This is a genomic window from Curtobacterium sp. JUb34 (genome assembly GCF_003755065.1).
GTDB lineage: Bacteria > Actinomycetota > Actinomycetes > Actinomycetales > Microbacteriaceae > Curtobacterium.
Genome location: NZ_RJVH01000003.1, coordinates 247,551 through 271,271 on the forward strand (window position 1 = coordinate 247,551; position 23,721 = coordinate 271,271).

Sequence of the window (23,721 nt, forward strand, 5' to 3'; positions counted from 1 at the left end):
ACTACTGCATGTCGGCTACCGCAGGTCGGCGAGGAACCGGTCCGTCCAGGCGAGCGCCGGTGCGCTCGGGACGGAGCTGCAGGTCGGCGACGCCGTGGTCGAGGCGCAGGGCGTGTCCCGGTCGAGCGACCAGGAGTGGATCCCGGCGAGGCCGTTCGCCTTCGCGTAAGCGGACAGGGTGTCGACGTCGGCGAGGGTGAAGACCTCGTCGGTGGTGTCGTTGACGCCGATCATCGGGGTGACCTCGATCTTCGACGACGCGATGCCGTACGTGTGCTGCAGGTTCGTGACGGCCTGGATCGCCGACTTGCCCATCTGGCAGGTGGAGCCGGAGAGCACGCAGTTCGCGGCGGTCGCGCGGCCGAAGTCCATCGTCATGAGGTTGATCGTGTAGTTCGTCAGGGTCGACGCCTTGATCGCCTTCACGGTGGCGTCGCCGGTGCTGTTCAGCCCGCCGTACGAGCCGTCGCTGGCGGCCAGGGTCGCGAGCGTGAACGAGAAGCGCATGCCGGGGTACTTCGCCTGGGCGAGGGCAGCAGCGCTCACCAGGTTCTGCACGTCCGTGGCGGACTGGCCGCTCTCGATGTCGAAGTCGACGCCGATCATGTGCGGGGTGGCGTACCGGGCGATGAAGCTCTGCAGCGCCGCGCCAGAACACTTGAACGAGCCCGCCGCGCCGCCGGTGCTCACGATGTAGTCCACCCCGGCGGCGTCGAGCTTCGGGATGTTGGCGTTCGCGAAGGCATCCGCCGCGACACCGCCCCAGTTCTCGCTGCCGCACGTGCCGGTCGCGAAGGCGAGGGTGATCGCCTTGAGACCGGGCTCGCGGGTGGACACGAGGCTGTTGCTCGACCCGACGACCGGGATGCGGGTGCCGGTGACGGCGGTGTTCATGACGTTCGTGTTCCAGTCGAGGTTCACGGTGATGTCCTTGTACGGGCTGAACACCAGTCCCTTGGCGGTTCCGCCGCTCCCGCCAGTGCCCGGGGTCGTCGTCCCCCCACCGGGCGGCGTGGTGCCGCCGCCGGAACCGGTGCAGGCCCCGGCGGAGGTCCACGGCTGGCCGCTGCCCGTCGCCCCCGAGTGGGTCGCCGGGTCGTCGCCCTGCGTCCACCAGTTCGCGGTGTAGTTCGTTCCGTTCTCGCTGACGGTGGCTCCGCCGTTGTAGGCGGTGCCGGCGCTCCAGGCGGTGGCGCAGGTCGTCGCGGCGAGGGCTGGCGCTGCTGCGAGCGAGCCTCCGGCGACGATGACGGCGGCGATGGTGGCCACGAGGCCCGATCGCACGCGGGTGTTCTGGTTCACACGGTTCTCCTGTCCTCGGCCGGACGTCCTCGTCCGACGGGTGGAGCCCTGACGGTCACATTCCGCAAGGGCATTGTGCAATGCCCTTGCATAATGCTCCGGGGTGGAACGACCTGTCCATGAACGAACGTACAGGCGTGCGTCAGGTGGACGGGCGGATGCCCGAGCCGTCAGTCGCGGGTGGCGACGATCGTGTAGGTCAGCGGGATCCGGTCACGATCGACGTCCGGCCACGCCCACGAACCGTCGCCGGTGTCCTCCATGCGGGGACTGAAGCGCCAGGGCAGGGTGCGCCCTTCGTCCAGGCGGCGGAGTCGGAGTCCGGCGCCGAGCAGGGCGTTCACGATCTCGGACAGCGGGTGCGGCCACTCGAACGTCCGGGTGTTCGCGACGGTGCCGTCGCCGGCGTAGGTCCCGGCGTCGTCCCACTGCTGCGCGGTGCCGTCCGGGAAGTAGCGGTACCGGGTGACGAGTTCGTCGGCGGTCTCGTCGAGGGCGTAGAGCGCGGGGTGGCCGTCGCGGATGAAGAACACCCCGCCCGGGCGCAGCAGGCCGGCGACCTGTGCGGCCCAGCGGTCCAGGTCGGGGAGCCAGGTGATCGTCCCGATGCTCGTGTAGACGACGTCGAAGTCGCCGGTGACCGCGGCGCGGGCGTCGAGCACGTCGGTCTCCACCCAGGTGATGTCGAGGCCGAGCCGCGTCGCGAGGCCGGCGGCGGAGGCGAGCGCCGCGGGGGAGAAGTCGACCCCGGTGAGCCGGGCGCCCTCTCGGGCGAGCGACACGGTGTCGGTGCCGATGTGGCACTGCAGGTGGCAGACGTCCAGGCCGGCGAGCGATCCGTTCGGCAGCCAGGGCGTCAGCGCCGGCAGGTCGTCGCGCACGACGTCGGAGCGGTGCGTCGGGTCGGTCAGTTCGTCGATCGCGTAGGCACCCTCGTGGATGGGGACCCGGTCGTCCCAGTTCGCCCGGTTCGTGTCGCGGGCGCGGTCCCAGTCGACGCTGACGTGATCCATGCTCATGGCAACGAGCCTAGGACAGCGACAGACCGAGCTTCCGTCCGGCCAGTCCGCGCCCCATGGTCGTGATGCCGTCGGCGATCGCGGCGAGTGCGACGGCCGCGGGGTCCTCCGGCGCGGCGAGCACGACCGGCAGGCCGGTGTCCCCGCCCTCGCGCAGCGGCACGGACAACGGCACGCTGCCGAGCACCGGGACGGGGGTGTCCTGGCCACGGGACAGCCGGGCCGCGGTCTCGGCGCCGCCGCCCTCGCCGAACAGGTGCAGGACCGAGCCGTCGGGCTGCACGAGCCCGGCCATGTTCTCGATGACCCCGATCACCCGCTGGCCGGTCTGCCGAGCGACGATCCCGCTGCGCTCGGCGACGTCGGCTGCGGCGGCCTGGGGAGTCGTGACGACGAGGACCTCGGCGTGCGGGAGCAGCTGGCCGACCGAGATCGCGACGTCGCCGGTGCCGGGCGGCAGGTCGAGCAGGAGGACGTCCAGGTCACCGAAGAACACGTCGGTCAGGAACTGGTTCACGGTGCGGTGCAGCATCGGGCCGCGCCAGGACACCGCGGTGGAGGCGTCGTCGACGAACATGCCGATCGACACGACCTTCACGTCGTGGGCGACGGGCGGCAGGATCATGCTGTCCACGCGGGTCGGACGTGGCGCGACGCCGTGCTCGTCGGTGAGCCCCATCAGCCCGGGGATGCTGAAGCCGTGCACGTCGACGTCGACGATCCCGACCCGCAGGCCCCGTCGGGCGAGCGCGACGGCGAGGTTGGCGGTGACCGTCGACTTGCCGACACCGCCCTTGCCGCTCGTCACGGCGATGACCCGGGTGAGCGAGTCCGCCGTGAACTGGATGCCGTTCGGCCGTCCGGCGCGCAGGCGCTCGGTGAGCGCGGCACGCGTCGCGGGGGCCATCACCGAGACGTCGACCTCGACCGACGACACCCCGTCCACGGAACCGGCGGCGACGCGCACGTCGCGCTCGATGGTGTCGGCGGCGGGGCACCCCGCGATCGTGAGCTGCAGGTCGACGCGCACCGCGCCTCCTGGCTGCACGTCCACCCCGCGGATCATGTCGAGCTCCGTGACGGGCCGACGGATCTCGGGGTCGATCACGCGGCCGAGCGCAGCGAGGACCGCCGTGCCCAGCTGCTCGTCGGCGGGAGCCGCGTCAGCCACGGGTGGAGCTGCCGGGCTCGTTCGCGTACCCGGCGTCGTCGGCGTCGCGCCGGTCGAGTTCCTCGAGCAGCGACCGGAGTTCGGCGCGGATGAAGTCCTTGGACGCCATGTCGCGCATCGCCAGCCGGAGCGCGACGACCTCGCGCGCCAGGTACTCGGTGTCCGCCAGGTTCCGCTCGGCGCGCTGCCGGTCCTGCTCGAACTGCACGCGGTCGCGGTCGTCCTGCCGGTTCTGCGCGAGCAGGATGAGCGGCGCGGCGTACGAGGCCTGGAGCGACAGCACCAGGGTCAGCGCGGTGAAGCCGATCGCTGCCGAGTCGAACTGCCACGGCTTCGGCGCGAGGGTGTTGTAGCCCATCCAGACCACGCAGAACAGGGTGAGGCCGATGAGGAACCACGGCGTGCCCATGCCACGTGCGATGCCCTCGGTCGCGCGACCGAACGTGTCACCGCGTCCGCCGCGACGGCGGGTCGGGAGCACGCGCGTGCGCATGCCCTTCGGGGAGTCGAGGCGGACGTCGGAGCGCTCGCGATCGCGACGGTTCTCATCCGTTCGGGCCACGGGTGGTCCTCCTTCCCGTCGTCACGGGTGTCTTGCGCGGGCGTTGGCGTGGAAGCGGTGAGGGTTCCCCCTCGCCCTGACTTCGCCAGTCGTCCGGCAGGACGTGGTCGAGGACATCGTCGATCGTCACCACCCCGACGAGGCGGTGGGCGTCGTCGACCACGGGGACGGACAGCAGGTTGTAGGTCGCCATCACGCGGGTGACCTCGGCGGCGCTCGCGTCGACCCGGACCGGTTCGGTCTGCTGGTCGATGAGCGTGCCGAGCCGTTCGTTCGGCGGGTAGCGGAGCATGCGCTGGAAGTGCACCAGCCCGAGGAACCGGCCGGTCGGCGGCTCGTACGGCGGCAGCGTGACGCACACCGCGGCACCGAGCACCGGGGCGAGGTCGTGGCGGCGGACGAGCGCGAGCCCCTCGGCGACGGTCGCGTCGGCGGAGACGATGACGGGCTCGGTGGTCATCAGACCACCGGCGGTGTCCGGCTCGTACTCCAGGAGCATGCGGACGTCCTGCGCCTCCTCCGGCTCCATGAGCTGCAGGAGCGCCTCGCTCCGTTCGTCGGAGAACTGCGCGAGCACGTCGGCGGCGTCGTCGGGCTGCATCTGGTCGAGCACGTCCGCCGCGCGGGCGTCCTCGAGCCGCGACAGGATCTCGACGCGCTCCTGGTCGGGCATCTCCTCGAGCACGTCGGCGAGCCGGTCGTCCGGGAGTTCCTCGGCGACCTCGAACCGGCGTTCCTCCGGCAGGTCGAGGAGGGTGCTCGCCAGGTCGGCGGGCACGAGGTCGGAGTACGCGGCGATGACGTGCTCGGCGGACTGGGCCTCGCCGGGGAGCTCGTCCTCGGTGACCTCGTTCCACGTCGCGAACGTCGTCGGGCCCTTGCCGAACGGCGACGGCGTGGTCTTCGGCTTGCGGAGGAAGAGCTGCGCGACCTCCCAGTCGCCCTGCCCGCGGTCCTCGATCGCGACGTCCTCGATGGTGGCGCGGATCCGCTGGTTCTTGATGAGCACCTTGCGGCCGAGCATCTCGGCGATCACCCGGACCTCGCCGCCGCGCTGCTCGAAGCGGCGCATGTTGACGAGCCCGGTGGTGATCACCTGGCCGGCACCGATCGAGGTGATGCGCCCGACGCTGACGAAGATGCGGCGCTTGCCCGGCACCTCGACGATCAACCCCACGACGTGCGGGGGATCGGCCCGGCGGTAGACCACCAGGACGTCCCGGACCTTGCCCACGCGGTCGCCCGCGGGGTCGAAGACGGAGCACCCGGCGAGGCGGGCGACGAAGACCTTCGTGGCGCTCACCCGACCCAGCGTAGTCGGTGTGCGTGGTGGCGCTTCCCCGGCGGTGCACGTGCGATTGCAAGGTGTGCGGTGAATGATGGCTGTGTGAGCAATCAGAGTCCCTTCGCCGGCAGGACCGCCCAGGCCTTCCCGACGCTGCCCAAGGGCGACGTCCTCGGCACGTACGACAGCTACCCCGACGCCCAGCGCGTCGTGGCGAAGCTCGCCGACGCCGACTTCCCGGTCAACCAGCTCTCGATCGTGGGCAACGACCTGAAGACCGTCGAGCGCGTCACCGGCAAGATGACCTACGGCCGTGCGGCGATCGCCGGAGCGCTGTCCGGGCTCTGGCTCGGCATCTTCTTCGGCATCGTGCTCACCCTGTTCTCGCCGAGCGCCGGCGGCCTGATCCTCGCCGCAGCGATCATCGGCGCCGCGTTCGGCATGCTCTACGGCATCGTCTCGTTCGCGATCACCAAGCGCCAGCGCGACTTCACGAGCGTCCACCAGGTGCTCGCCACGAACTACCAGATCGTCGTCAACCCGCAGCTGACCGGCCAGGCGCAGCGGATCCTCGGCGAGCACGGCGCGACGCCGTCCACGCACTGGAACGAGCAGCCCCAGCAGGGCGCTCCCGGTGCGCCCGTGCAGGGACAGCAGCCGTGGCGTCCCGCCCCGCCGCAGCAGTCGCCGTACGGCGGACACGCCACACCCCACCAGCAGCCGGGAGGCCCGCAGCAGTCCGGCACGTCGGCCCCCGGCGGGCAGCCGGATGCGCCCACCGCCCCGCCGCGGTACGGCACGAACGACGGGCCCCGGTACGGGGAGAACGCGGACCCGGCAGCTGCCGCCCCCGCCGACCGACCCACCTCGGGCGGGCCGGCGATCCCCGAGCGTCGTCCGCAGGACCCGCCGCAGTACGGCGAGCGGGTGCCCGGTGCGACGCCGTCGGCACCGTCGGCACCGTCGTCCGCGTCGTCCCCGTCGTCCGCGTCGTCCCCGAAGGACGACGAGCGCGCCTGACCCCTGCGACCCCCGGGTCTGCCGGCTGGGTCCTACAAGACCTTCGAGTAGCAGATCGACAGCGGGGCACCGACGTACGGGCCGAAGTTGGCGATGCGCGTGAAGCCCTCGCGCTCGTAGAACCCGACGGCGCGCTTCTGCTCGTTCCCCGTCTCGAGCACGAGCGCGGGTGACCCGAGGTCGAGCGCGGCCTCTTCGAGCCGGCGCAGCAGCGCGGCTGCCACACCCGAGCCGCGGGACTCCGGCCGGACGTACATCCGCTTGATCTCGGTGATGCCGTCGGCGACGACCCGGAGACCGCCGCACGCCAGAGGGGTGCCCGCCTCGTCGCGCGCCACGAAGAACACCGCGATGGAGTCGGCCGTCGGCTTCTCACCGGGTTCGGTGTCGCCGCCGTAGGCGCGGTCGATCTCCAGACGCTGCGCGGCACGGAGTCGCTGCGCGTCCGGGGAGTCGAAGTGCTCGACCTCGATCGAGAACTGCGGCGTGCGTGCGTCGGTGGAGGCGTCGGGCGTCGTCACCCGCTCAGGCTAGCGGCCGGAGCGGGCGATCCACCCCTCCACTTCCGAGGGGGTCCGGGGGATGCCGACCGACAGGTTCTCGGCGCCGTCCTCGGTGACCAGGATGTCGTCCTCGATCCGGACGCCGATGCCGCGGAACTCCTCGGGCACGGTCAGGTCGTCCTGCTGGAAGTACAGGCCGGGCTCGATCGTGAACACCATGCCGGGCTGCACGACGCCGTCGATGTACATCTCGCGACGGGCCTTCGCGCAGTCGTGCACGTCGAGGCCGAGGTGGTGGCTCGTGCCGTGCACCATGTAGCGGCGGTGGAACTGGTTGTCCGGCTCGAGGGATGCTGCTGCCGAGACCGGCAGGAAGCCCCACTCGGCGGTCTTGCGGGCGATGACCTCCATCGCGGTGGCGTGCACCTGGCGGAACGTGATGCCCGGCTTGACGATCGCGAACGCGGCGTCCGCCGCCTCGAGCACGGCGTCGTAGACCATGCGCTGGACGGGGGAGAACGTGCCGCTGACCGGCAGGGTGCGGGTGATGTCGGCCGTGTAGAACGAGTCGACCTCGACCCCGGCGTCGATGAGGATCAGGTCACCCGGCTGGACGGCACCGTCGTTCCGGGTCCAGTGCAGGATGCAGGCGTGGTGGCCCGAGGCGGCGATGGTGTCGTAGCCGACCGTGTTGCCGTCGGCGCGGGCCCGGCGGTTGAAGGTGCCCTCGACGATGCGTTCACCGCGAGGATGCGCGAGGACGGCGTCGAAGTCGGCGATGACGTCGTCGAAGCCGTGCTTCGTGGCGTCGACGGCCTTGCGGAGCTCGTTGATCTCGTACGCGTCCTTCACCAGGCGCTGCTCGGACAGGTCACGGGCGAGGACGTCGTCGGTGGCCGGTGCGTCGTCGGTCTCCGGCGCGCCGCCGACGGCGCTGCCGAGTCGTGCGTCGAGGGTGCGGGTCAGGTCGTCGTCGGCCTCGCGCACCAGCAGCGCCGAGGCGTCGAGCCCGTCGGCGACGGCCGGGAAGGCACCGAGGTCGGCCGTGGCCAGCCCGAGGTCGGCGGCGACGGCGTCGAGCGAGGGACGCGGGCCGACCCAGAACTCGCCGATCTCCGGGTTCGCGTAGAACTCTTCCGACTCACGACCGGCCGTGGCGCGGAAGTAGAGCGTGGCGTCGTGCCCGGAGCCGTTCGGCGTCATCACGAGGACGGAACCGACGACCGTGTCGGTGCCCCACCCGGTCAGGTGGGCGAACGTGGAGTGCGGGCGGAACGGGTAGTCGCAGTCGTTCGAGCGGACCTTGGCCTGGCCGGCGGGGACCACGATCGTGCGGCCCGGGTGCAGCTCGGAGATGCGCGCACGACGCTCGGCGGCGAAGGCGGCCTGCTCGCGGGGCGCGGGGATCGTCTGCTCACGGTCGGCCCACTGGGACCCGATGAAGTCCTTGAAGGTCGAGGACCCGGGGGTCGTGGAACGGTTGCTCGTCGCGCGGGGAGTCGTGTCGGCCATGGCTCCATCATCGCACCGCGCTGCCCCGGCGTCCTCTGCGGCCCCGCACCTGTGGATAGCATTGTCGACGTGCCCGACCCGTTCATCGACCTGCACGCGCACTCGAGTGTCTCCGACGGCACCGAGCGACCCGCGGAGCTCGTCCGAGCGGCCGCGGCCGCCGGCCTGGACGCCGTCGCGCTGACCGACCACGACACGACCGCCGGCTGGGCCGACGCGTCGGAGTCCGCACGTGCGCTGCCGTTGACGCTCCTGCCGGGTCTCGAGCTGAGCACGCGCATCGGCTTCCGCAGCGTGCACGTCCTCGGCTACCTGGTCGATCCGCAGGACCCCGGCCTGGTCGAGGAGACCGACCGCATCCGCGACGGCCGCCTCTCGCGTGCACACCGCATGGTCGACCGCATCGGTGAGGACCACCCGATCACCTGGGCCGACGTGCTGGCGCAGGCGAGTCCCGGGGCCACCATCGGCCGCCCGCACATCGCCGACGCGCTCGTCGCCCGGGGCCTCGAGTCCGACCGGAGCGCGGCGTTCCGCGGCATCCTGCACCCGGCGTCCGGCTACTACGAACCGCACGAGGCGCCGTCGCCCCTGCGCGGTGTCGAACTCATCCGACAGGCCGGCGGCGTGCCGGTCATCGCGCACCCGGCGGCGTCGTCGCGGGGGATCGTCATCGACGAGCCGATGCTCCGCGACCTCGTCGACGCGGGGCTCGGCGGGCTCGAGGTCGACCACCGCGAGAACCTCGCGCACGGCAAACGCACCCTGCTCGACTGGGCGTCGCGCTACGGCCTGTTCGTCACCGGCTCGAGCGACTACCACGGCACCGGCAAGCCGAACCGGCTCGGCGAGCACCGCACCGCTCGGGCCGCGTTCGACACCATCCTGTCCGAGGCCACCGGCAGCGCACCCGTGGTCGGCCCCGGCTCACGCCTGTCCTGACGCAGTCCTGACCCGTCGCGCCGTCTCACCGAAGCGACAGATCTCGCGCGGCGCGGCCTGACCGATCCGCGAAAGCGACAGATTCCCGCCGACGGTTCGCGGCGATCTGTCGCTTTCGCGGGCGCAGTCGGCGGGTGGAGACGACGAAGGGCCCGTCGCGTCAGCGACGGACCCTTCGGACTGGAGGCGCTACTCGCCGTCCGACGAACCCTGCGGTGCCGAGGCGGTCGCCGAGGCATCGCCGGTGCCGGCACCGCGACGGCGGCGACGGCGACGACGCTTCGCGGCGCCGTCGGTGGTCCCACCCTCGGTGGCCGACGTGTCGTCGGTGGGCGCGGAGGTCGGAGCCGCGGACTCGGAGGCAGAGGCCTGCGAGGCGGGCTGCTCCGCGCCTCCTGACCGGGTGCGGCTGCGCGACCGCGAACGCGAGGCGTCACGCGGACCGGAGGCCGGACGGTCGCTGCTGCGCTTCTCGGCAGGGGCACCCGCCGACGCTGCGTGCGACGAGGCACCGGGCAGACGGCCCTTGGTGCCCTTCGGGATGTCGAGCTCCTCGAACAGGTGCGGCGACGACGAGTAGGTCTCGACGGGCTCGGGGATGCCGAACTCGAGGGCCTTGTCGATCAGCGTCCACTTGTGCAGGTCGTCCCAGTCGACGAACGTGACCGCGATGCCGGTCTTGCCCGCACGGCCGGTGCGGCCGGCGCGGTGCAGGTACGTGTCCGGGTCGTCCGGGATCGTGTGGTTGATGACGTGCGTGACGTCGTCCACGTCGATGCCGCGGGCGGCGACGTCGGTGGCGATGAGCACGTCGCGCTTGCCGGCCTTGAAGGCGGCCATCGCGCGCTCGCGCTGCTCCTGGTTGAGGTCGCCGTGCACCGCCGCGGCGTTGAACCCGCGGTCCTTGAGCTCCTCGACGAGCTTCGCCGCCGCGCGCTTGGTGCGGGTGAAGATCACGGTCTTGCCGCGGCCCTCGGCCTGGAGGATGCGGGCGATGACCTCGTCCTTGTCCAGGGAGTGCGCGCGGTAGATGAGGTGCTTGATGTTGGCCTGCATGAGGCCCTCGTCCGGGTCGGTCGCCCGGATGTGCACCGGACGGCTCATGAACCGGCGGGCGAGGGCGACGATCGGCGCGGGCATCGTCGCCGAGAACAGCATCGTGTGCCGCACCTCGGGGATGGCCTGGAAGATGCGCTCGATGTCCGACAGGAAGCCCAGGTCGAGCATGCGGTCGGCCTCGTCGAGGACGACTTCCTGCACGTGGGACAGGTCGAGGAGCCGCTGGCGCTGCAGGTCGATGAGTCGCCCGGGCGTGCCGACGACGATCTGGGCGCCGGCCTTGAGCTGCTCGATCTGGCCCTCGTACGCCTTGCCGCCGTAGATCGCCGCGATGGTGGTCGGGCGGTTCGAGGTGGCGACCTCGAGGTCCTCGGTCACCTGGACCGCGAGCTCGCGGGTCGGGACGACGACGAGTGCCTTGACGCCGGGTGCCGGGTCGGCCCCGAGACGCTGGATGAGGGGGAGGCCGAACCCGAAGGTCTTGCCGGTACCGGTCTTGGCCTGGCCGATGATGTCCTGGCCGGTGAGGGCGAGCGGGATCGTCTGCTGCTGGATCGGGAAGGGCTCGAGGATGCCCTTGCCCGCGAGCGCGTCGACGATGTCCTGCTCGATGGAGAGGTCTGCGAAAGTCAAAGAATCACCTTAGTTCTGGTGGAAGTCCCGGCCAGTCTACCGATGGGCGGGTGGAGCGGGGCGCGAGGCGGTTCCCGCTATGCTCTCCGGGTGGTGTCGTGGTGGAACCGGAAGCGCGCGGCGCAGCTCGCAGCAGCGTGGCTCGCGTCGCGGAACCCGCGAGGCGCAGCCCAGGTCAAGCGCCTGGCGCTCGACGACGTCACCCCGGAGCTGGACGTGTACCTGGGCCAGGCCGCGTACCTGCAGCTCTCCGTCTACGAGACGATGGGTCGCGCCGGTGCTTCGGCGCCGACGCTGTCCGGTCGCCTGGTGACCGGCGTGCTCGCGACGACGGCCCTCGACCGGCACCGCACCATCGTCGCCGAGATCGAGCGCAACGGTTCGGACCCGGCGGCTCTGATGGCGCCGCACCGCGAGGCGATCGACCGGTTCCTCGAACGCACGAGCGGTGCCGACTGGTACGAGTCGATGCTGACCGGCTACGTCACGGCCGGCATCCTGAACGACCTGTTCGGCAACCTGCTGCGCTCGCTGCCGAACGACGTGCGGCAACGGCTGCGCTCCGTGTTCGACGCGCGTGAGGAACCCGCGGTCGTCGAGGAACTGACCGCCCGGATCGAGGACGACCCCGAGGTCGGTTCGCGCCTGGCGATGTGGGGCCGACGGCTCGTCGGGGACACCCTGCTGGTGGCGCGGTCGGCCCTGGCGTCGCACGCGCGTGAGGACCAGGAGCGGCTGGAGCCGGTCTGGACGGAGCTCATCGCCGCGCACACACGCCGGATGGACGCGCTCGGCCTGACGGCCTAGGCCCCGCGGGCCTTGAGTCGTTCGTAGTACTCGACGTCGCTCTTGTCGCGGCGCGTCCCGAGCAGCCACTCGACGACGAGGGCGACGACGCCCGCACCGACCAGGGCCACCACCCAGATCCAGGTGGCGTCGTACTGCCAGCCGGCCCAGGTCAGTGCCTCCCACAGGACGGCAGCGGCGATGCCGCCCACGGCGGGCCCGATCAGGACGCCACGACTGGCGCGCCACGGCAGGACCACGTGCGCGATCCCGCCGATGATCAGGCCGCCGAGGACGGCGAAGAGCAGTTCCACGTCGTCAGGCGACGAAGCCGATGCGGCGTGCCTCTTCCGCGCCGACCTCGACGTACGCCAGGGCGGCGACCGGCACGATGAAGCGGCGGCCCTTCTCGTCCTGGAGCGACAGGTGCGTCGCCTTCGACGCGAGGGCCTCCGACACGGCCTTCTCGATCTCGTCGGCGGTCTGGGCGGTCTCGAACGCGATCTCGCGCGGGCTGTTGATGATGCCGATCTTGATGTCCACGAGCACAGCGTATCCGAGCCGTCCCGGAGGACATCGGACGTTCGCCGCGGGCGCACTCGACGGCCGGGGTGCACGCCGCGCCCGCGCCCGACCGGGTGGTGTCGGCGGTCGTGGGTACCGTACGAGCGTGCCGCAGACCACGCTGACGCCAGCTCCCGCAGACGCCGGCGTCGCACGTGCCCTGGTCGACGACCCGTCCCAGGCGGCCGTGCTCGCGTTGCCGGACGGTCGACACGCGGCGGTCATCGGGGCGCCCGGCACGGGCAAGACGACGACGCTCGCCCGGCTCGTCGCCGACCGGTTGCACCGACCGGACGCGATCAGTCCCGACGGGCACGCCACGGTGCTCGCGCTGACCTCGGCGCGGACCGCTGCCACCGCGCTGCGTGACCGACTCGCGGCCGCCGTCGACCGCGTCGTGCCGGGTGCGCTCGCCCGGACCGTGAACTCGCTGGCCTTCCAGATCGTCGCGCACGCCGCCGCCGTCCAGGGGCAGGAGGCGCCGACGCTGCTCACCGGTGGTGAGCAGGACCGCATCATCGCCGACCTGCTCGCCGGCCACGAGCTCGACCGTACCGGTCCGGACTGGCCCGAGCCGATCACCGCGGTGGTGCGCGAGCGCGCCGGGTTCCGGACCGCGCTGCGCGACGTCATGATGCGTGCGGTGGCGGCGGGTGTCGAACCCGAGGACATGCGCGAGCTCGCCGACGAGGGCGGTCGACCCGAGTGGCGGGCCGTCGGCGACTTCGTCGACGAGTACCGGGCGTCGGTCACGGCGTTCCGTGCGACCAGCCTCGACTCCGGTGAGCTCGTCGCGTTCGCCACCGCCGCCGTGCTGCGGGGGGAGCTGCCGGCGAGCATCGCGGCCCTCGGGCTGATCGTGGTCGACGACACCCAGGAACTCGTCGAGGGCGAGGTGGCGCTGCTCGGCGCGCTCGCCCGGTCCGGCGTGCAGGTCGTCGCGTTCGGTGACCCGGACATCGCCGCCTCGGCGTTCCGCGGCGCCGAACCGGACGTGCTCGGTCGCCTGGCGGTCCGACTCGGCGTGGACCGGGTCGACGAACTCGTCCTGGGCACCGTGCACCGGTACCCCGCGCCGATCCGGTCGCTGGTCTCGGGGATCACGGGGCGCATCGGCACGGCGGCGGCCGGTCGGCAGCGCGCGGCGACGGCGAGCGACGAGGACGCCCGAGCCGACGCCGTCGTGCACCTCGAGGCCGCGAGCCGGTCGGCGCTGCTCGTCGCCATCGCCCGACGGCTCCGCGAGCACCGCCTGCTCGACGGTGTGCCGTGGCACCGGATGGCCGTCGTCACCCGCAGCGGCGCCGCCATCCCCGAGCTCGTGCGTGCCCTCTCGGTGGCCGAGGTCCCGGCGACCGCCGGCGCCGCGCCCGTCCGTCCGCGTGATGACTCGGCAGCGCGCGCGCTGCTCGACGCCGCAGCGGTCGCCCTCGGGGTGCTGCCGCTCGACGCCGCCCTGGCCACGGCGTTCGCCACCGGCCCGCTCGGTGGCCTGGACACCCTGGCGATGCGCCGGCTCCGACTCGCCCTGCGGCGCGAGGAACTCGCCGGGGACGGCACCCGCACCGCCGACGAGCTCCTGATCGACGCGCTCGGCGCCCCGGAACGTCTGGCCACCCTCGACGCCGGCTTCGCCAGGCGGGCGACCCGACTCGCGCGCAGCCTGGTGCAGGCGCACGCCGACGCCGAGGCCGGGTCGAGCATCGAGGAGATCCTCTGGGGGCTCTGGGAGCGCAGCGGCCTCGCGAAGTCGTGGGGTGGGCAGTCCGCGGCCGGCGGGGTCGGAGCGGGCGAGGCGGACCGGCACCTCGACGCCGTCGTCGGCCTGTTCACCGCCGCCAAGCGGTTCGTCGAACGCACCCCGGACGCCCCGGCCCGGGTGTTCGTCGACGACCTGCTCGGCGCCGACCTGCCCGAGGACTCCATCGGCCCCGACCGCACGGCCGGCCGCGTCCGGGTGCTCACCCCCTCGGCGACGATCGGCCTCGAGTGCGACGTCGTCGTGGTGCTCGGCCTGCAGGACGGCGTGTGGCCGAACACCCGGGTGCGCGGCAGCCTGCTCGACCCTGACGGGCTGGTCCGGGCGGCATCGGGCGTCGAGCGCTCGCCGATCGACGACCGGGCCGCCGTCGTCGCCGACGAACTCCGCCTGTTCGCCCGTGCCGTCTCCCGCGCCACCACACAGGTCGTGATCGGCACCGTCGCCAACGACGACGAGTCCCCGTCGCCGTTCGTCCGGCTGGTGCCGGTGCCGCCGGACCGGCAGCCGACCGTGCACCCACTGTCCCTGCGGGGGCTGGCCGGCTCACTGCGCCGACGGGTGGTGCTGTCCGGCGACCACGAGGCCGCCTCGGCACTGGCCCGCCTCGCCGAGGCCGAGGTTCCCGGCGCCGCACCGGACGACTGGTACGGCCTCGCCGAACCGACCACCGACGAGCCCCTGGTCGACCTCGACGCCGATCCGGCCCCCGAGGTCGAGGGCGGTGAACCCGTCGCGCCGACCGTGTCCGTCTCGCCGTCGCGCATCGGCACGTTCGAGGAGTGCCCCGTGCACTGGTTCGTGCAGACCTTCGGCGGCGGCGCACCGAGCCCGGCCATGGGGATCGGCACGATCGTGCACGAGGCCATGGAGCACGCGACCGAGATCGACGTCGAGTCGCTGTGGGAGCGGGTCGAGGCCCGGTGGGACGAACTGACCTTCGAGTCGCCGTGGGTCGCCGACCGTGAACGCGCGCGCACCCGGCGGATGATCGAGGGACTCAGCGACTACCTGCGGACCTTCGCCGGGGCCGGCCGCCGACTGCTCGGCGCCGAGACCTCGTTCGCCCTGGTCACCGGCCCCGCCCGGATGCGCGGCAGCATCGACCGCATCGAGGTCGACCCCGAGGGCCGCGTCAGCGTGGTGGACCTGAAGACCGGCCGGTCGATGCCGAGCGAGAAGAGCGACATGCCGGAGCACCCGCAGCTCGGCGCCTACCAACTGGCGGTCGAGGACGGCGCGGTCGAGGGGGTGCCGGCCGGCTCGGTGATGACGGACGCCCGACTGGTGTTCGTGCAGAACCCGCGCGGTGGGCACGCCTACTCGGAGCGGACCCAGCACGCATTCGATGCCGAGGCGCGCGACGCCTACCGGGAGCGCCTGCACGGGGTCGCGCGCGGCATGGCCGGGCGCACGTTCCTGGCGAACGTGGACGACCACTGCGAGAAGGCCCGGACCGGCGTCGAGTGCCGCATCCACGTGGTCGCGGAGGTGACCTGGTGACCGACACGACCGACACGACCGACACGACCGACACGACCGACGTGACCGACACGACCGACGTGACCGACACGGCAGGGACTGTCGCGCCCGCGATCCGGCACGGCGCCGACGCCATCGCCGACGCCCTCGGCCGTCCTCGCCCGACCGCGCAGCAGCGCGCCGTCATCGAGTCCCCGCTCGCCCCCGCCCTGGTCGTCGCCGGCGCCGGCAGCGGCAAGACCGAGACGATGGCGTCGCGCGTGGTCTGGCTCCTGGCGAACGGCCTCGTCCGCCCCGACGAGGTCCTCGGCCTGACGTTCACCCGCAAGGCCGCCGGCGAGCTCTCGGTCCGCATCAACGACCGCATCCGTGCGCTCGAGGACGTCGGCCTGATCACCCCGGGCGACGCCTTCGAAGCGCCGACGGTGTCGACCTACAACGCGTTTGCGAACGCCGTCTTCCGCGAGAACGCCCTGCTCGTCGGCCGCGACGGCGAGTCCCAGGTCCTGACCGAGCCCTCCGCCTGGCAGCTGGCCCGCCGCGTCGTGGTGGCCGCGCGTGACGACCGGCTGGCCGGACTCGACCGCGACGTCGACACCCTCACCGCGGCCGTGGTGGCGCTCGCCGGTGCGACGTCCGAGCACCTCGTCGAACCCGAGGACCTCCGTCGTTTCGCCGTCGAGTTCTCCGACCTGCTCGAGCTGCCCGGCAACCGGGGCAAGCCGTACAAGGCGATCACCGACGCCGTCGCCGCGATCGGTGCACTCGAACCCCTCGCCGACCTGGTCGCGGAGTTCCGGCGGCAGAAGGTCGACCGGGGCTTCGTCGAGTTCTCCGACCAGATCGCGCTGGCGCTCGCCGCGGCCGAGTCCGCGCCGCGCGTGGTCACGGACCTGCGGCAGCGGTTCGGCGTCGTGCTGCTCGACGAGTACCAGGACACCTCGGTGGTGCAGACCCGGTTCCTCGCCCGGCTGTTCCGCGGGCACTCGGTGATGGCAGTGGGCGATCCGCACCAGTCGATCTACGGGTTCCGCGGTGCGAGCGCCGCGAACCTCGCCCGCTTCCCACGCGACTTCGGGGGGACCGAGCCGGACGCGGCGCGGCCCGTCACGTTCGCGCTGTCGACGAGCTGGCGGAACCCGGTCGACGTCCTCGCGGGGGCGAACGCGATCGTGGCGCCGCTGTCCGAAGCGTCCGAGGTCGACGTCGAGCGCCTGTCACCGCGACCCGGCGCCGACACCGGGACGGTCCGTGCGGTGTTCCCGGAGACCCTGCCGGAAGAGGCCGACGAGGTCGCCGCGTGGTTCCAGGACCACCGGAAGCGGAACCCGACCGGGTCGATGGCCCTGCTGCTCCGTGCCCGCAAGGACCTGGCGTCGTTCACCGCTGCACTCGGTGCGCGCGCGGTGCCCTTCCACGTGCTCGGGACCGGCGGCCTGCTGCAGCGCCCCGAGATCGTGGACCTCGTCGCCTGCCTGCGGGTGCTGCACGACCCGGCCGCCGGCAACGACCTCATCCGGTTGCTCGCGGGCGCCCGGTGGCGGGTGGGCGCGGCGGACGTCGTCGCCCTGCACCACCTCGCGCGCTGGCTGTTCCAGCGCGACCACACCCAGCAGCGCCTCGACGACGAACTGACGGCGGCCTTCCGCGCCTCGGTCGCTGCGGGGGAGCACGGCTCGATCGTCGACGCCCTGGACTTCGTGGCGACGGCGCCGGACGACCACGGTGCGCTCGAGGGCATCACGCCCGCCGGTCGCAGCCGGATGCGGGCGCTCGGCGCGCAGCTCGCGATGCTGCGGTCGCGGGCCGGCAGCGACCTGGTCGACTTCGTGACGCTCGTGGTGCAGGAGATGCGGCTCGACATCGAGGTCGCGGCGCACGAGCAGGGCAGCGGGGCGTACCTCGACGCCTTCATCGACGAACTCGCCGGGTTCGTGTCCACCGACGACCGCGCCGACCTCGGGTCCTTCCTGGGGTGGATCGACGCCGCGGCCCGTCGTGACGACATGGGCCCGCGCTCCGAGGAACCCGAAGCGGGCACGGTCCAGATCCTGACGATCCACGGATCGAAGGGCCTCGAGTGGGACGCCGTCGCCGTGCCGCGCATGGTCGAGGGCGGACTGCCGGCGCGCCCGCAGGAAGGTTCGTCCGGGTGGCTCGGCTTCGGCCGTCTGCCGTACGAGTTCCGGGGGGACGGCGCCGAGCTGCCGAACCTGGCGTGGCGCGGGCAGGAGACCCAGAAGGACGTCACGACCGCGATCGACGCCTTCAAGGAGCAGGTGAAGGCCCGCAACGAGGACGAGGAACGCCGACTCACGTACGTCGCGCTGACGCGTGCCCGCCACGACCTGCTCGTGTCCGGCTCGTTCTGGGCCGGCGGCGTGCGCCCCACGGAGCCGAGCCGGTACCTGCACGACCTGGTCGAGGCCGGGGTCGTCGACGACACCGCCATCCCGGAGACCACCGTGCACGACGAGAACCCCCTCGGCGAGGACGGTGCGACGCAGCTCTGGCCGCACGTGCCGTTCGGCCAGCGGGCGCCCCGGGTGCTCGCGGCGGCCGAGCGGGTGCGGAACGCCAACCCCGGCGCCTCCGGGCGGTACGCCGCCGACATCGACCTGCTGCTCGCCGAACGACGCGCGACCCGGAACGCGAAGCACGCGGTCGTGGTCCCGCACCGTGTGCCGGCCTCCGGCTTCAAGGACTACCTGACCGAGCCGGACAAGGTGGCCGAGCGCCTGCGTCGGCCGATGCCGGAGCGTCCGTACCGCGCGACACGGCTCGGCACGCTGTTCCACCAGTGGGTCGAGCAACGCGCCCGGACGGGCGGGTCGCTCGAGACCCTCGACGTGTGGGGCGACGAGCTCGACCTCGACGCCGACGACCTGGTGGACGCCTCGCCCGACGCCGTGGTCACGGACGACGACGCCCGACGGCTGGCCGACTTCCAGGCGACCTTCGCGCGCTCCCGGTGGGCCGGTCGCACACCGGTGGAGGTCGAGCGGGAGATCCACATCCCGTTCCTCGGGCACAGCGTCGTCTGCAAGCTCGACGCCGTCTACGAGATCGACGGGCGGGCCGAGGTCGTGGACTGGAAGACGGGCAAGGCGCCGTCCGGTGCCGACGACCTGGCCCGCCGGACCCTGCAGCTCGCCCTGTACCGGGTGGCGTACGCCGAGTTCACCGGACGGCCGCTCGACCAGGTCGACGCGGTGTTCTACTTCGTCGCGGACGACCTCGAGGTGCGTCCGACCGAGCTGCTGGACCGCGCCGGACTCGAGCGGGCCTGGACGGCCGCGATCAGCTGACCGGCGGACGCGACCGCTCGGCGGAGCGCCCCGCGCCCGTCCGGCGACGCACCGGAGGCCCGGAGCGGGTCCGCCGGATCGGCACCGGGCCTCCAGACGGTTGCGTGCACCGCGACCCACGCGACCGGCGTGGACCGCTCTGCGCGCGGGCGGCGTCAGCCGTGGCGGCGTTCGGTCGACGACAGCAGCTGCTCGACCTCGCCGATCTCCATCGTCTCGGGGGACACCGACTGCAGCGGCTCCGCGCTCGGCGCGTGCACCGCGTCCACCAGTCGGTGCATCATCGCGACCGCGTCGTCGACGACCTCGGTGCTCTTCGCCTGCACGCCGTGCAGCAGCCAGTGCGCCGTCTCGAGTTCGTGGTGCACACGAGCTCGCTGGGCGAGCTGGCGGTCGCGTCCGCCGCCGTTCGCCTCGTAGGCGCTCAGGACGGTGTCGAAGGCGTCGCGTCGGCCGGCGAGCACCCAGGCGAGGTCCTTCGCCGGGTCGCCCAGCCGGAGCTCGCCCCAGTCGAGGATGCCGCTGACGGCATCGCCGTCGACGAGCAGGACGCCGGTGCCGATCGAGCCGTGCACGACGGTGGGGGTGAACTGCCACAGCTGCTGGTCGCGCGCGGCGCCCTCCCACCGTTCGACCAGCGCGGCGGGCACGAGCTTGGTGGCGACGGCGCGGTCCATCACGGACACGGCGGAACGCAGCACCTCGAACGGGGTGAGCGACGGCAGGCCGGCGTCGGAGACGAAGCTCGTGGGCAGCTGGTGGATCGCGGCGACGGCGCGGCCGACACTGGTGGCGAGCTCCGGCCGCTCGGCGAGCGACGCGAGCGTCGGGTGCGCGCCCGGCAGGCGGGTCGTGACGATGGCGCGGGTCGATCCGATCGGCGCCTGTCCGCGGTACTCGGCGACCCCGAACGGGAGGCGCGTACGGATCCCGGCGCTCAGCGCACGGATCGCGACGAGGTCGGCCGACTGCCGGGCTTCCGCCCGCTGGTTCCGGGGACGTCGGATGACCGTCTCGACGCCGTCGGCGTCGCGGAGGAGAGCCGACTCGTAGTCGCCGGCCGCGGCCGAGCCGAGCGTGCGCGTGCCCGTGACGAGGAGACCGGGCACGGCCGTCGTCGCCAACGCGGCTAGAGTGAACTGGGATCCCGCCATGCCCCTCAGGGTAGGTGCGCGGCGCCTGCACCGGTGCACGCCACGCTGTTCCCGAAGCCTTCCCAGCACGCCATGCCCGCAGGCCGTCCCTGCACCTGAACCGAGGAGCCCTCTGCCGTGACCGTCGAGTTCGCCTCCCGGCTCCCGCTGTCCCGCAACGAACTCGACCGCGACGCCGAGTTCCGCTCGACGCCGGACCTCGACCGGGTCCTGCGTGAGGACCCCGCGACCCGGTACCTGCCGGTGCACGGGTCCGAGATGCTCCGGAACGCCGACGGCACCCTGCGCTTCGTCACCGCGTCCGAGGTCCCGGCCGGAACCGTGACCCTGTACCTCGGCCGCGCGGTCGCCGATGCTGCCGACGCTCCCGCCGGCACCCGCTTCGTCGCCGCCCTCGTCGACGACGGCACCGCGGCGGCCATCGAGCCGTCCGACGACGCGTGGGAGAGCCTGCGCATGTTCGGCACCGAGCTGTCCCCGCGCGACCAGGGCCTGGCCGTCGAGGCGGTGGCGATGGCGAACTGGCACGCCGTCCACGGCTTCTCGCCCCGCACCGGGTCGGCGACCGACGTCGTGACCGGCGGCTGGGTCCGCCGCGACCCCGAGGGGCACGAGCACTTCCCGCGCACCGACGCCGCCATCATCGTCGGGGTCGTCGACGCCGACGACCGCATCCTGCTCGGCTCGAACGCGGCGTGGGACGCGAACCGCTACTCGCTGCTCGCCGGGTTCGTCGAACCGGGCGAGTCGCTCGAGGACGCCGTCCGCCGCGAGGTCTTCGAGGAGTCCGGCGTGCACGTCGAGGAGCCCGAGTACCTCGGCTCGCAGCCGTGGCCGTTCCCCGCGTCGCTGATGGTCGGCTTCCGCGCCCGCGCGGTGGACGGCGACCCGTCGACGGCGCGGCCCGACGGCGTCGAGATCCTCGACGTGCGCTGGTTCTCGCGCGAGGACATCCGGGAGCGCGCGGGGGACACCCTGCTGCTGCCCGGCCGGACGTCGATCGCCCGCGCCATCATCGAGGAGTGGTACGGCGGGCCCCTGGACCTGCCGTGAGCAACGCTGGTCGTGGGCCGGTGTCGGCTGGCGCCGGTTCGGCCGGTTCGGCCGGTTCCGCCGGTCCGGCCGGTTCCGCCGGTCCGGCCGGTTCCGCCGGTCCGGGTGTTCCCGCCGAGGTCCGTCCGCCGTCACCCGATGAACTGCTCGCCGCCCTCGACGCGGAGCAGCGCACCGTCGCCCGGACCCTGCTCGGCCCCGTCGCGGTGCTGGCGGGAGCCGGCACCGGCAAGACCCGGGCGATCACCCACCGCATCGCCTACGGGGTCGCGACCGGCACCTACGCGCCGAACCACGTCCTCGCGCTGACGTTCACCACCCGCGCCGCCGGTGAGCTGCGATCGCGGCTCCGCTCGCTCGGCGCCGGGACGGTGCAGGCCCGCACCTTCCACGCCGCGGCGATGGCGCAGCTCAGCTACTTCTGGCCGGACACCGTCGGCGGGCACGCTCCGAAGATCGTCGAGTCCAAGGGGCGGATGATCGCGCACGCCGCCGACACCGTCGGCATGTCGGTCGACACACCGGTGCTGCGCGACCTGGCCGCCGAGGTCGAGTGGCGCAAGGTGCAGATGCTCTCGCTCGAGGAGTACGAGGCCGCCGCCGCCGAACGCGTCATGCCGCGTGACACCTCGCCGCGCCGGGTGATCGACCTGATGAAGGCGTACGAACGCCTCAAGGACGACCGCCGACAGCTCGACTTCGAGGACGTCCTGCTCGCCACCCTCGGCATGGTGGAGTCGGAGCCGCGGGTGGCGTCGTACGTGCGGCAGCAGTACCGGTTCTTCGTCGTCGACGAGTACCAGGACGTCTCGCCCGTGCAGCACGACCTGCTGCGCGCCTGGCTCGGCGGCCGCGACGACCTGTGCGTCGTCGGTGACGCCAGCCAGACGATCTACTCGTTCGCCGGTGCCTCGAGCGACTACCTGCTCGGGTTCGGCTCGGAGTTCCCGCGCGGCTCGGTCCTGCGACTCGAACGGAACTACCGCTCCACCCGCGAGGTCGTGCACGCCGCCAACGCGCTGATGCGCGGACAGCCGGGCGCCCTCGACCTGGTCGCCCAGACCCAGGAACCCGGACCCGACCCCGTCGTGGTGCCGTGTGTGCACGACGGCGACGAGGCGCAGACCATCGCCCGGCGGATCGCGGAACTCGTCGCCGCGGGGGCGAAGTACGGCGACTGCGCGGTGCTGTTCCGCGTCGGCGCGCAGTCCGCGGCGCTCGAGTCCGCGCTGGGCCGCAACGGCATCCCCTACCGCGTGCAGGGTGGCACGCGCTTCTTCAACCGCCCCGAGGTGAAGCTCGCGGTGCACCACATGCGCGGTGAAGCGATCCGGCAGACCGACGACGAACTGACCCGCCGTGTCCGTCTCGTGCTGCAGGTCAGCGGGTGGACGCCGACCGCGCCCGAGGGCACGGGCGCCGTCCGTGACCAGTGGGAAGCCCTGCAGGCGATCATGGGCCTGGCCGAGGACGCCCCCGCCGGCACGACCATGCAGCAGTTCACCCAGGACCTGGTGGACCGTGCGGCGACCCACCACGAGCCCGAGGTCGACGCCGTCACCCTGGCGACCCTGCACTCGTCGAAGGGCCTGGAGTGGCCCAACGTCGTGATCGCCGGCGCCGCCGAGGGGCTCCTGCCGATCTCCCACGCCACCACCGACACCGAGGTCGACGAGGAACGACGCCTGTTCTACGTCGGACTCACCCGTGCTCGGCGAACCGTGACCATCACGTGGTCGCGACAGGGCTCCACACGTGGGGGAGCCCGTGCTCCGAGTCGGTTCCTGGCAGCGCTCGGCACGCGCACCGCGGATGGAGCGGCACCGACCACCGGCTGACGGCCAGGTCGTCGCGGTCGAAGACCACCTGGTCGGGGTCGGCGCGTTGCGTCCGCAGGGGCAGGCGCTGCACGAGCAGTCGGGTCGTGGCAGCGGCCACCGCGGCGGTCCGCCAGGGTGACAGGGGCGACGGCGGTCGTCCCCACAGCTGCGACGCGATCGCCGGCCACGCCGGGTCGTCGTCCACGCGAGCGAACTCCGCGCACTGGAGGCACGGGCCGGCCCCCGGCACGACGAACGGCCCGAGGCGGATGCGTCCGTCGCCCACCACGACCGCCAGGTGCGGCACGCCCCTGCGGGTCCAGGCGGCGCGGAGCGCCGGGTCGACGACGTGGTCGGCGACCACCACGGCGAGCCGGGGCTCGTGCTCCGGCAGGACGACCGGGCCGCCCCGCGGGGACGACGTCCGGGCGACGGTCACGCCCTCACCGGACAAGTGGGCCGCGATCGTGTCCGCGAGCCCACCGGACCCGTGGACCTCGATCCGTTCGAGCGGTTCGGGCAGGACGTCGATCACCGCGGGGGACGCCGCACCGAGCACCCGCGCGGCGACGTCCGGTGGGCAGCCCGACGTGACGGCGAGGCCGCTCAGGGCCTCGCGCCCCGTCTCACGCCGGAGGGCGCTGAGGAACCGCTCTTCGCCCGTCGTCGGGACGGCGACGACGGCACGGGGCGGATCGACCCCGAGCTGCACCGTGGCCGGGTCGCGCCAGACGAACTCGAGTGTCGGATCGATGCGGATGCCCATGACCCCACGCTGCCCGAGTCG

General features: G+C 72.8%; 19 protein-coding genes. 7 read left to right on the forward strand and 12 right to left on the reverse strand.

The window, feature by feature from the left end:
* Positions 1–15: 15 nt before the first annotated feature.
* From EDF63_RS19070 to EDF63_RS12390, 5 genes are all read right to left on the reverse strand, one after another.
* The gene (locus tag EDF63_RS19070; protein WP_221180562.1) at positions 16–1,302 is read right to left on the reverse strand and encodes a carbohydrate-binding protein; all 1,287 of its coding nucleotides are present in this window, start codon (positions 1,300–1,302) and stop codon (positions 16–18) included.
* 170 nt (positions 1,303–1,472) lie between these two features.
* The gene (locus EDF63_RS12375) at positions 1,473–2,321 is read right to left on the reverse strand and encodes a bifunctional 2-polyprenyl-6-hydroxyphenol methylase/3-demethylubiquinol 3-O-methyltransferase UbiG (protein ID WP_123313341.1); all 849 of its coding nucleotides are present in this window, start codon (positions 2,319–2,321) and stop codon (positions 1,473–1,475) included.
* Between the two features lie 10 nt (positions 2,322–2,331).
* Complete coding sequence (locus EDF63_RS12380) at positions 2,332–3,492, reverse strand: Mrp/NBP35 family ATP-binding protein (protein ID WP_123313342.1); 1,161 nt, start codon at positions 3,490–3,492, stop codon at positions 2,332–2,334.
* Positions 3,485–3,985: a DUF1003 domain-containing protein gene (locus tag EDF63_RS12385; RefSeq protein ID WP_111085044.1), complete on the reverse strand. Its 501-nt coding sequence runs from the start codon at positions 3,983–3,985 to the stop codon at positions 3,485–3,487. Before EDF63_RS12385 ends, EDF63_RS12380 begins: the two co-directional genes overlap by 8 nt.
* Positions 3,986–4,037: 52 nt before the next feature.
* Complete coding sequence (locus EDF63_RS12390; RefSeq protein ID WP_123313343.1) at positions 4,038–5,357, reverse strand: magnesium transporter MgtE N-terminal domain-containing protein; 1,320 nt, start codon at positions 5,355–5,357, stop codon at positions 4,038–4,040.
* An 84-nt stretch (positions 5,358–5,441) separates the two neighbouring features.
* Between EDF63_RS12390 and EDF63_RS12395 the strand changes: the two genes are divergently transcribed.
* Positions 5,442–6,359: a general stress protein gene (locus EDF63_RS12395; protein WP_123313344.1), complete on the forward strand. Its 918-nt coding sequence runs from the start codon at positions 5,442–5,444 to the stop codon at positions 6,357–6,359.
* Positions 6,360–6,391: 32 nt separating this feature from the next.
* On the opposite strand, the gene EDF63_RS12400 is transcribed toward EDF63_RS12395, so the two are convergent.
* Both EDF63_RS12400 and EDF63_RS12405 read right to left on the reverse strand, forming a co-directional pair.
* Positions 6,392–6,880 (reverse strand): GNAT family N-acetyltransferase, encoded by a 489-nt coding sequence (locus tag EDF63_RS12400; RefSeq protein WP_123313345.1) that lies wholly within the window; start codon positions 6,878–6,880, stop codon positions 6,392–6,394.
* Positions 6,881–6,889: 9 nt separating this feature from the next.
* Entirely contained in the window at positions 6,890–8,374 is a 1,485-nt protein-coding gene (locus EDF63_RS12405) for an aminopeptidase P family protein (protein ID WP_123313346.1), read from the reverse strand.
* Between the two features lie 69 nt (positions 8,375–8,443).
* Here EDF63_RS12405 and EDF63_RS12410 point away from each other — a divergent pair, with 69 nt between their 5' ends.
* Complete coding sequence (locus tag EDF63_RS12410) at positions 8,444–9,316, forward strand: PHP domain-containing protein (RefSeq protein WP_123313347.1); 873 nt, start codon at positions 8,444–8,446, stop codon at positions 9,314–9,316.
* A gap of 189 nt (positions 9,317–9,505) precedes the next feature.
* On the opposite strand, the gene EDF63_RS12415 is transcribed toward EDF63_RS12410, so the two are convergent.
* Positions 9,506–11,008, reverse strand: coding sequence for a DEAD/DEAH box helicase (locus EDF63_RS12415; RefSeq protein WP_123313348.1), 1,503 nt, complete (start codon positions 11,006–11,008; stop codon positions 9,506–9,508).
* Positions 11,009–11,101: 93 nt separating this feature from the next.
* Between EDF63_RS12415 and EDF63_RS12420 the strand changes: the two genes are divergently transcribed.
* A complete protein-coding gene (locus tag EDF63_RS12420) occupies positions 11,102–11,815 on the forward strand; it encodes a ferritin-like domain-containing protein (RefSeq protein ID WP_260233092.1) in 714 nt (237 codons plus the stop codon).
* Here EDF63_RS12420 and EDF63_RS12425 read toward each other — a convergent pair.
* Positions 11,812–12,108: a hypothetical protein gene (locus EDF63_RS12425; protein WP_123313349.1), complete on the reverse strand. Its 297-nt coding sequence runs from the start codon at positions 12,106–12,108 to the stop codon at positions 11,812–11,814. The genes EDF63_RS12420 and EDF63_RS12425 overlap by 4 nt on opposite strands.
* 4 nt (positions 12,109–12,112) lie before the next feature.
* Complete coding sequence (locus EDF63_RS12430; RefSeq protein WP_111084998.1) at positions 12,113–12,337, reverse strand: DUF3107 domain-containing protein; 225 nt, start codon at positions 12,335–12,337, stop codon at positions 12,113–12,115.
* 127 nt (positions 12,338–12,464) lie between these two features.
* Here EDF63_RS12430 and EDF63_RS12435 point away from each other — a divergent pair, with 127 nt between their 5' ends.
* Together EDF63_RS12435 and EDF63_RS12445 are read left to right on the forward strand one after the other, a co-directional pair.
* Positions 12,465–15,620 (forward strand): UrvD/REP family ATP-dependent DNA helicase, encoded by a 3,156-nt coding sequence (locus tag EDF63_RS12435; protein WP_185021411.1) that lies wholly within the window; start codon positions 12,465–12,467, stop codon positions 15,618–15,620.
* The gene (locus tag EDF63_RS12445) at positions 15,617–18,907 is read left to right on the forward strand and encodes an ATP-dependent DNA helicase (RefSeq protein ID WP_260233093.1); all 3,291 of its coding nucleotides are present in this window, start codon (positions 15,617–15,619) and stop codon (positions 18,905–18,907) included. Before EDF63_RS12435 ends, EDF63_RS12445 begins: the two co-directional genes overlap by 4 nt.
* A 155-nt stretch (positions 18,908–19,062) precedes the next feature.
* On the opposite strand, the gene EDF63_RS12450 is transcribed toward EDF63_RS12445, so the two are convergent.
* Positions 19,063–20,061: a phosphotransferase gene (locus tag EDF63_RS12450; protein WP_123313351.1), complete on the reverse strand. Its 999-nt coding sequence runs from the start codon at positions 20,059–20,061 to the stop codon at positions 19,063–19,065.
* 117 nt (positions 20,062–20,178) lie between these two features.
* On the opposite strand from EDF63_RS12450, the gene nudC reads away from it, so the two are divergent.
* Positions 20,179–21,114, forward strand: coding sequence for an NAD(+) diphosphatase (gene nudC, locus EDF63_RS12455; RefSeq protein WP_123313352.1), 936 nt, complete (start codon positions 20,179–20,181; stop codon positions 21,112–21,114).
* Positions 21,111–22,952, forward strand: a complete 1,842-nt coding sequence (locus EDF63_RS12460; RefSeq protein ID WP_260233094.1) for an ATP-dependent helicase — start codon at positions 21,111–21,113, stop codon at positions 22,950–22,952. The genes nudC and EDF63_RS12460 overlap by 4 nt, the downstream gene beginning before the upstream one ends.
* Here the strand turns inward: EDF63_RS12460 and EDF63_RS18430 are convergent.
* Positions 22,843–23,700: a hypothetical protein gene (locus EDF63_RS18430; protein ID WP_148061776.1), complete on the reverse strand. Its 858-nt coding sequence runs from the start codon at positions 23,698–23,700 to the stop codon at positions 22,843–22,845. The genes EDF63_RS12460 and EDF63_RS18430 overlap by 110 nt on opposite strands.
* Positions 23,701–23,721: the final 21 nt, after the last annotated feature.

What these genes read in the sequence shown, in the direction of transcription:
- EDF63_RS12375 (WP_123313341.1), bottom strand. Translation starts at nt 2,321, where the DNA reads ATGAGCATGGATCACGTCAGCGTCGACTGGGACCGCGCCCGCGACACG.
- EDF63_RS12385 (WP_111085044.1), bottom strand. Translation starts at nt 3,985, where the DNA reads ATGCGCACGCGCGTGCTCCCGACCCGCCGTCGCGGCGGACGCGGTGAC.
- EDF63_RS12405 (WP_123313346.1), bottom strand. Translation starts at nt 8,374, where the DNA reads ATGGCCGACACGACTCCCCGCGCGACGAGCAACCGTTCCACGACCCCC.
- EDF63_RS12450 (WP_123313351.1), bottom strand. Translation starts at nt 20,061, where the DNA reads ATGGCGGGATCCCAGTTCACTCTAGCCGCGTTGGCGACGACGGCCGTG.
- EDF63_RS18430 (WP_148061776.1), bottom strand. Translation starts at nt 23,700, where the DNA reads ATGGGCATCCGCATCGATCCGACACTCGAGTTCGTCTGGCGCGACCCG.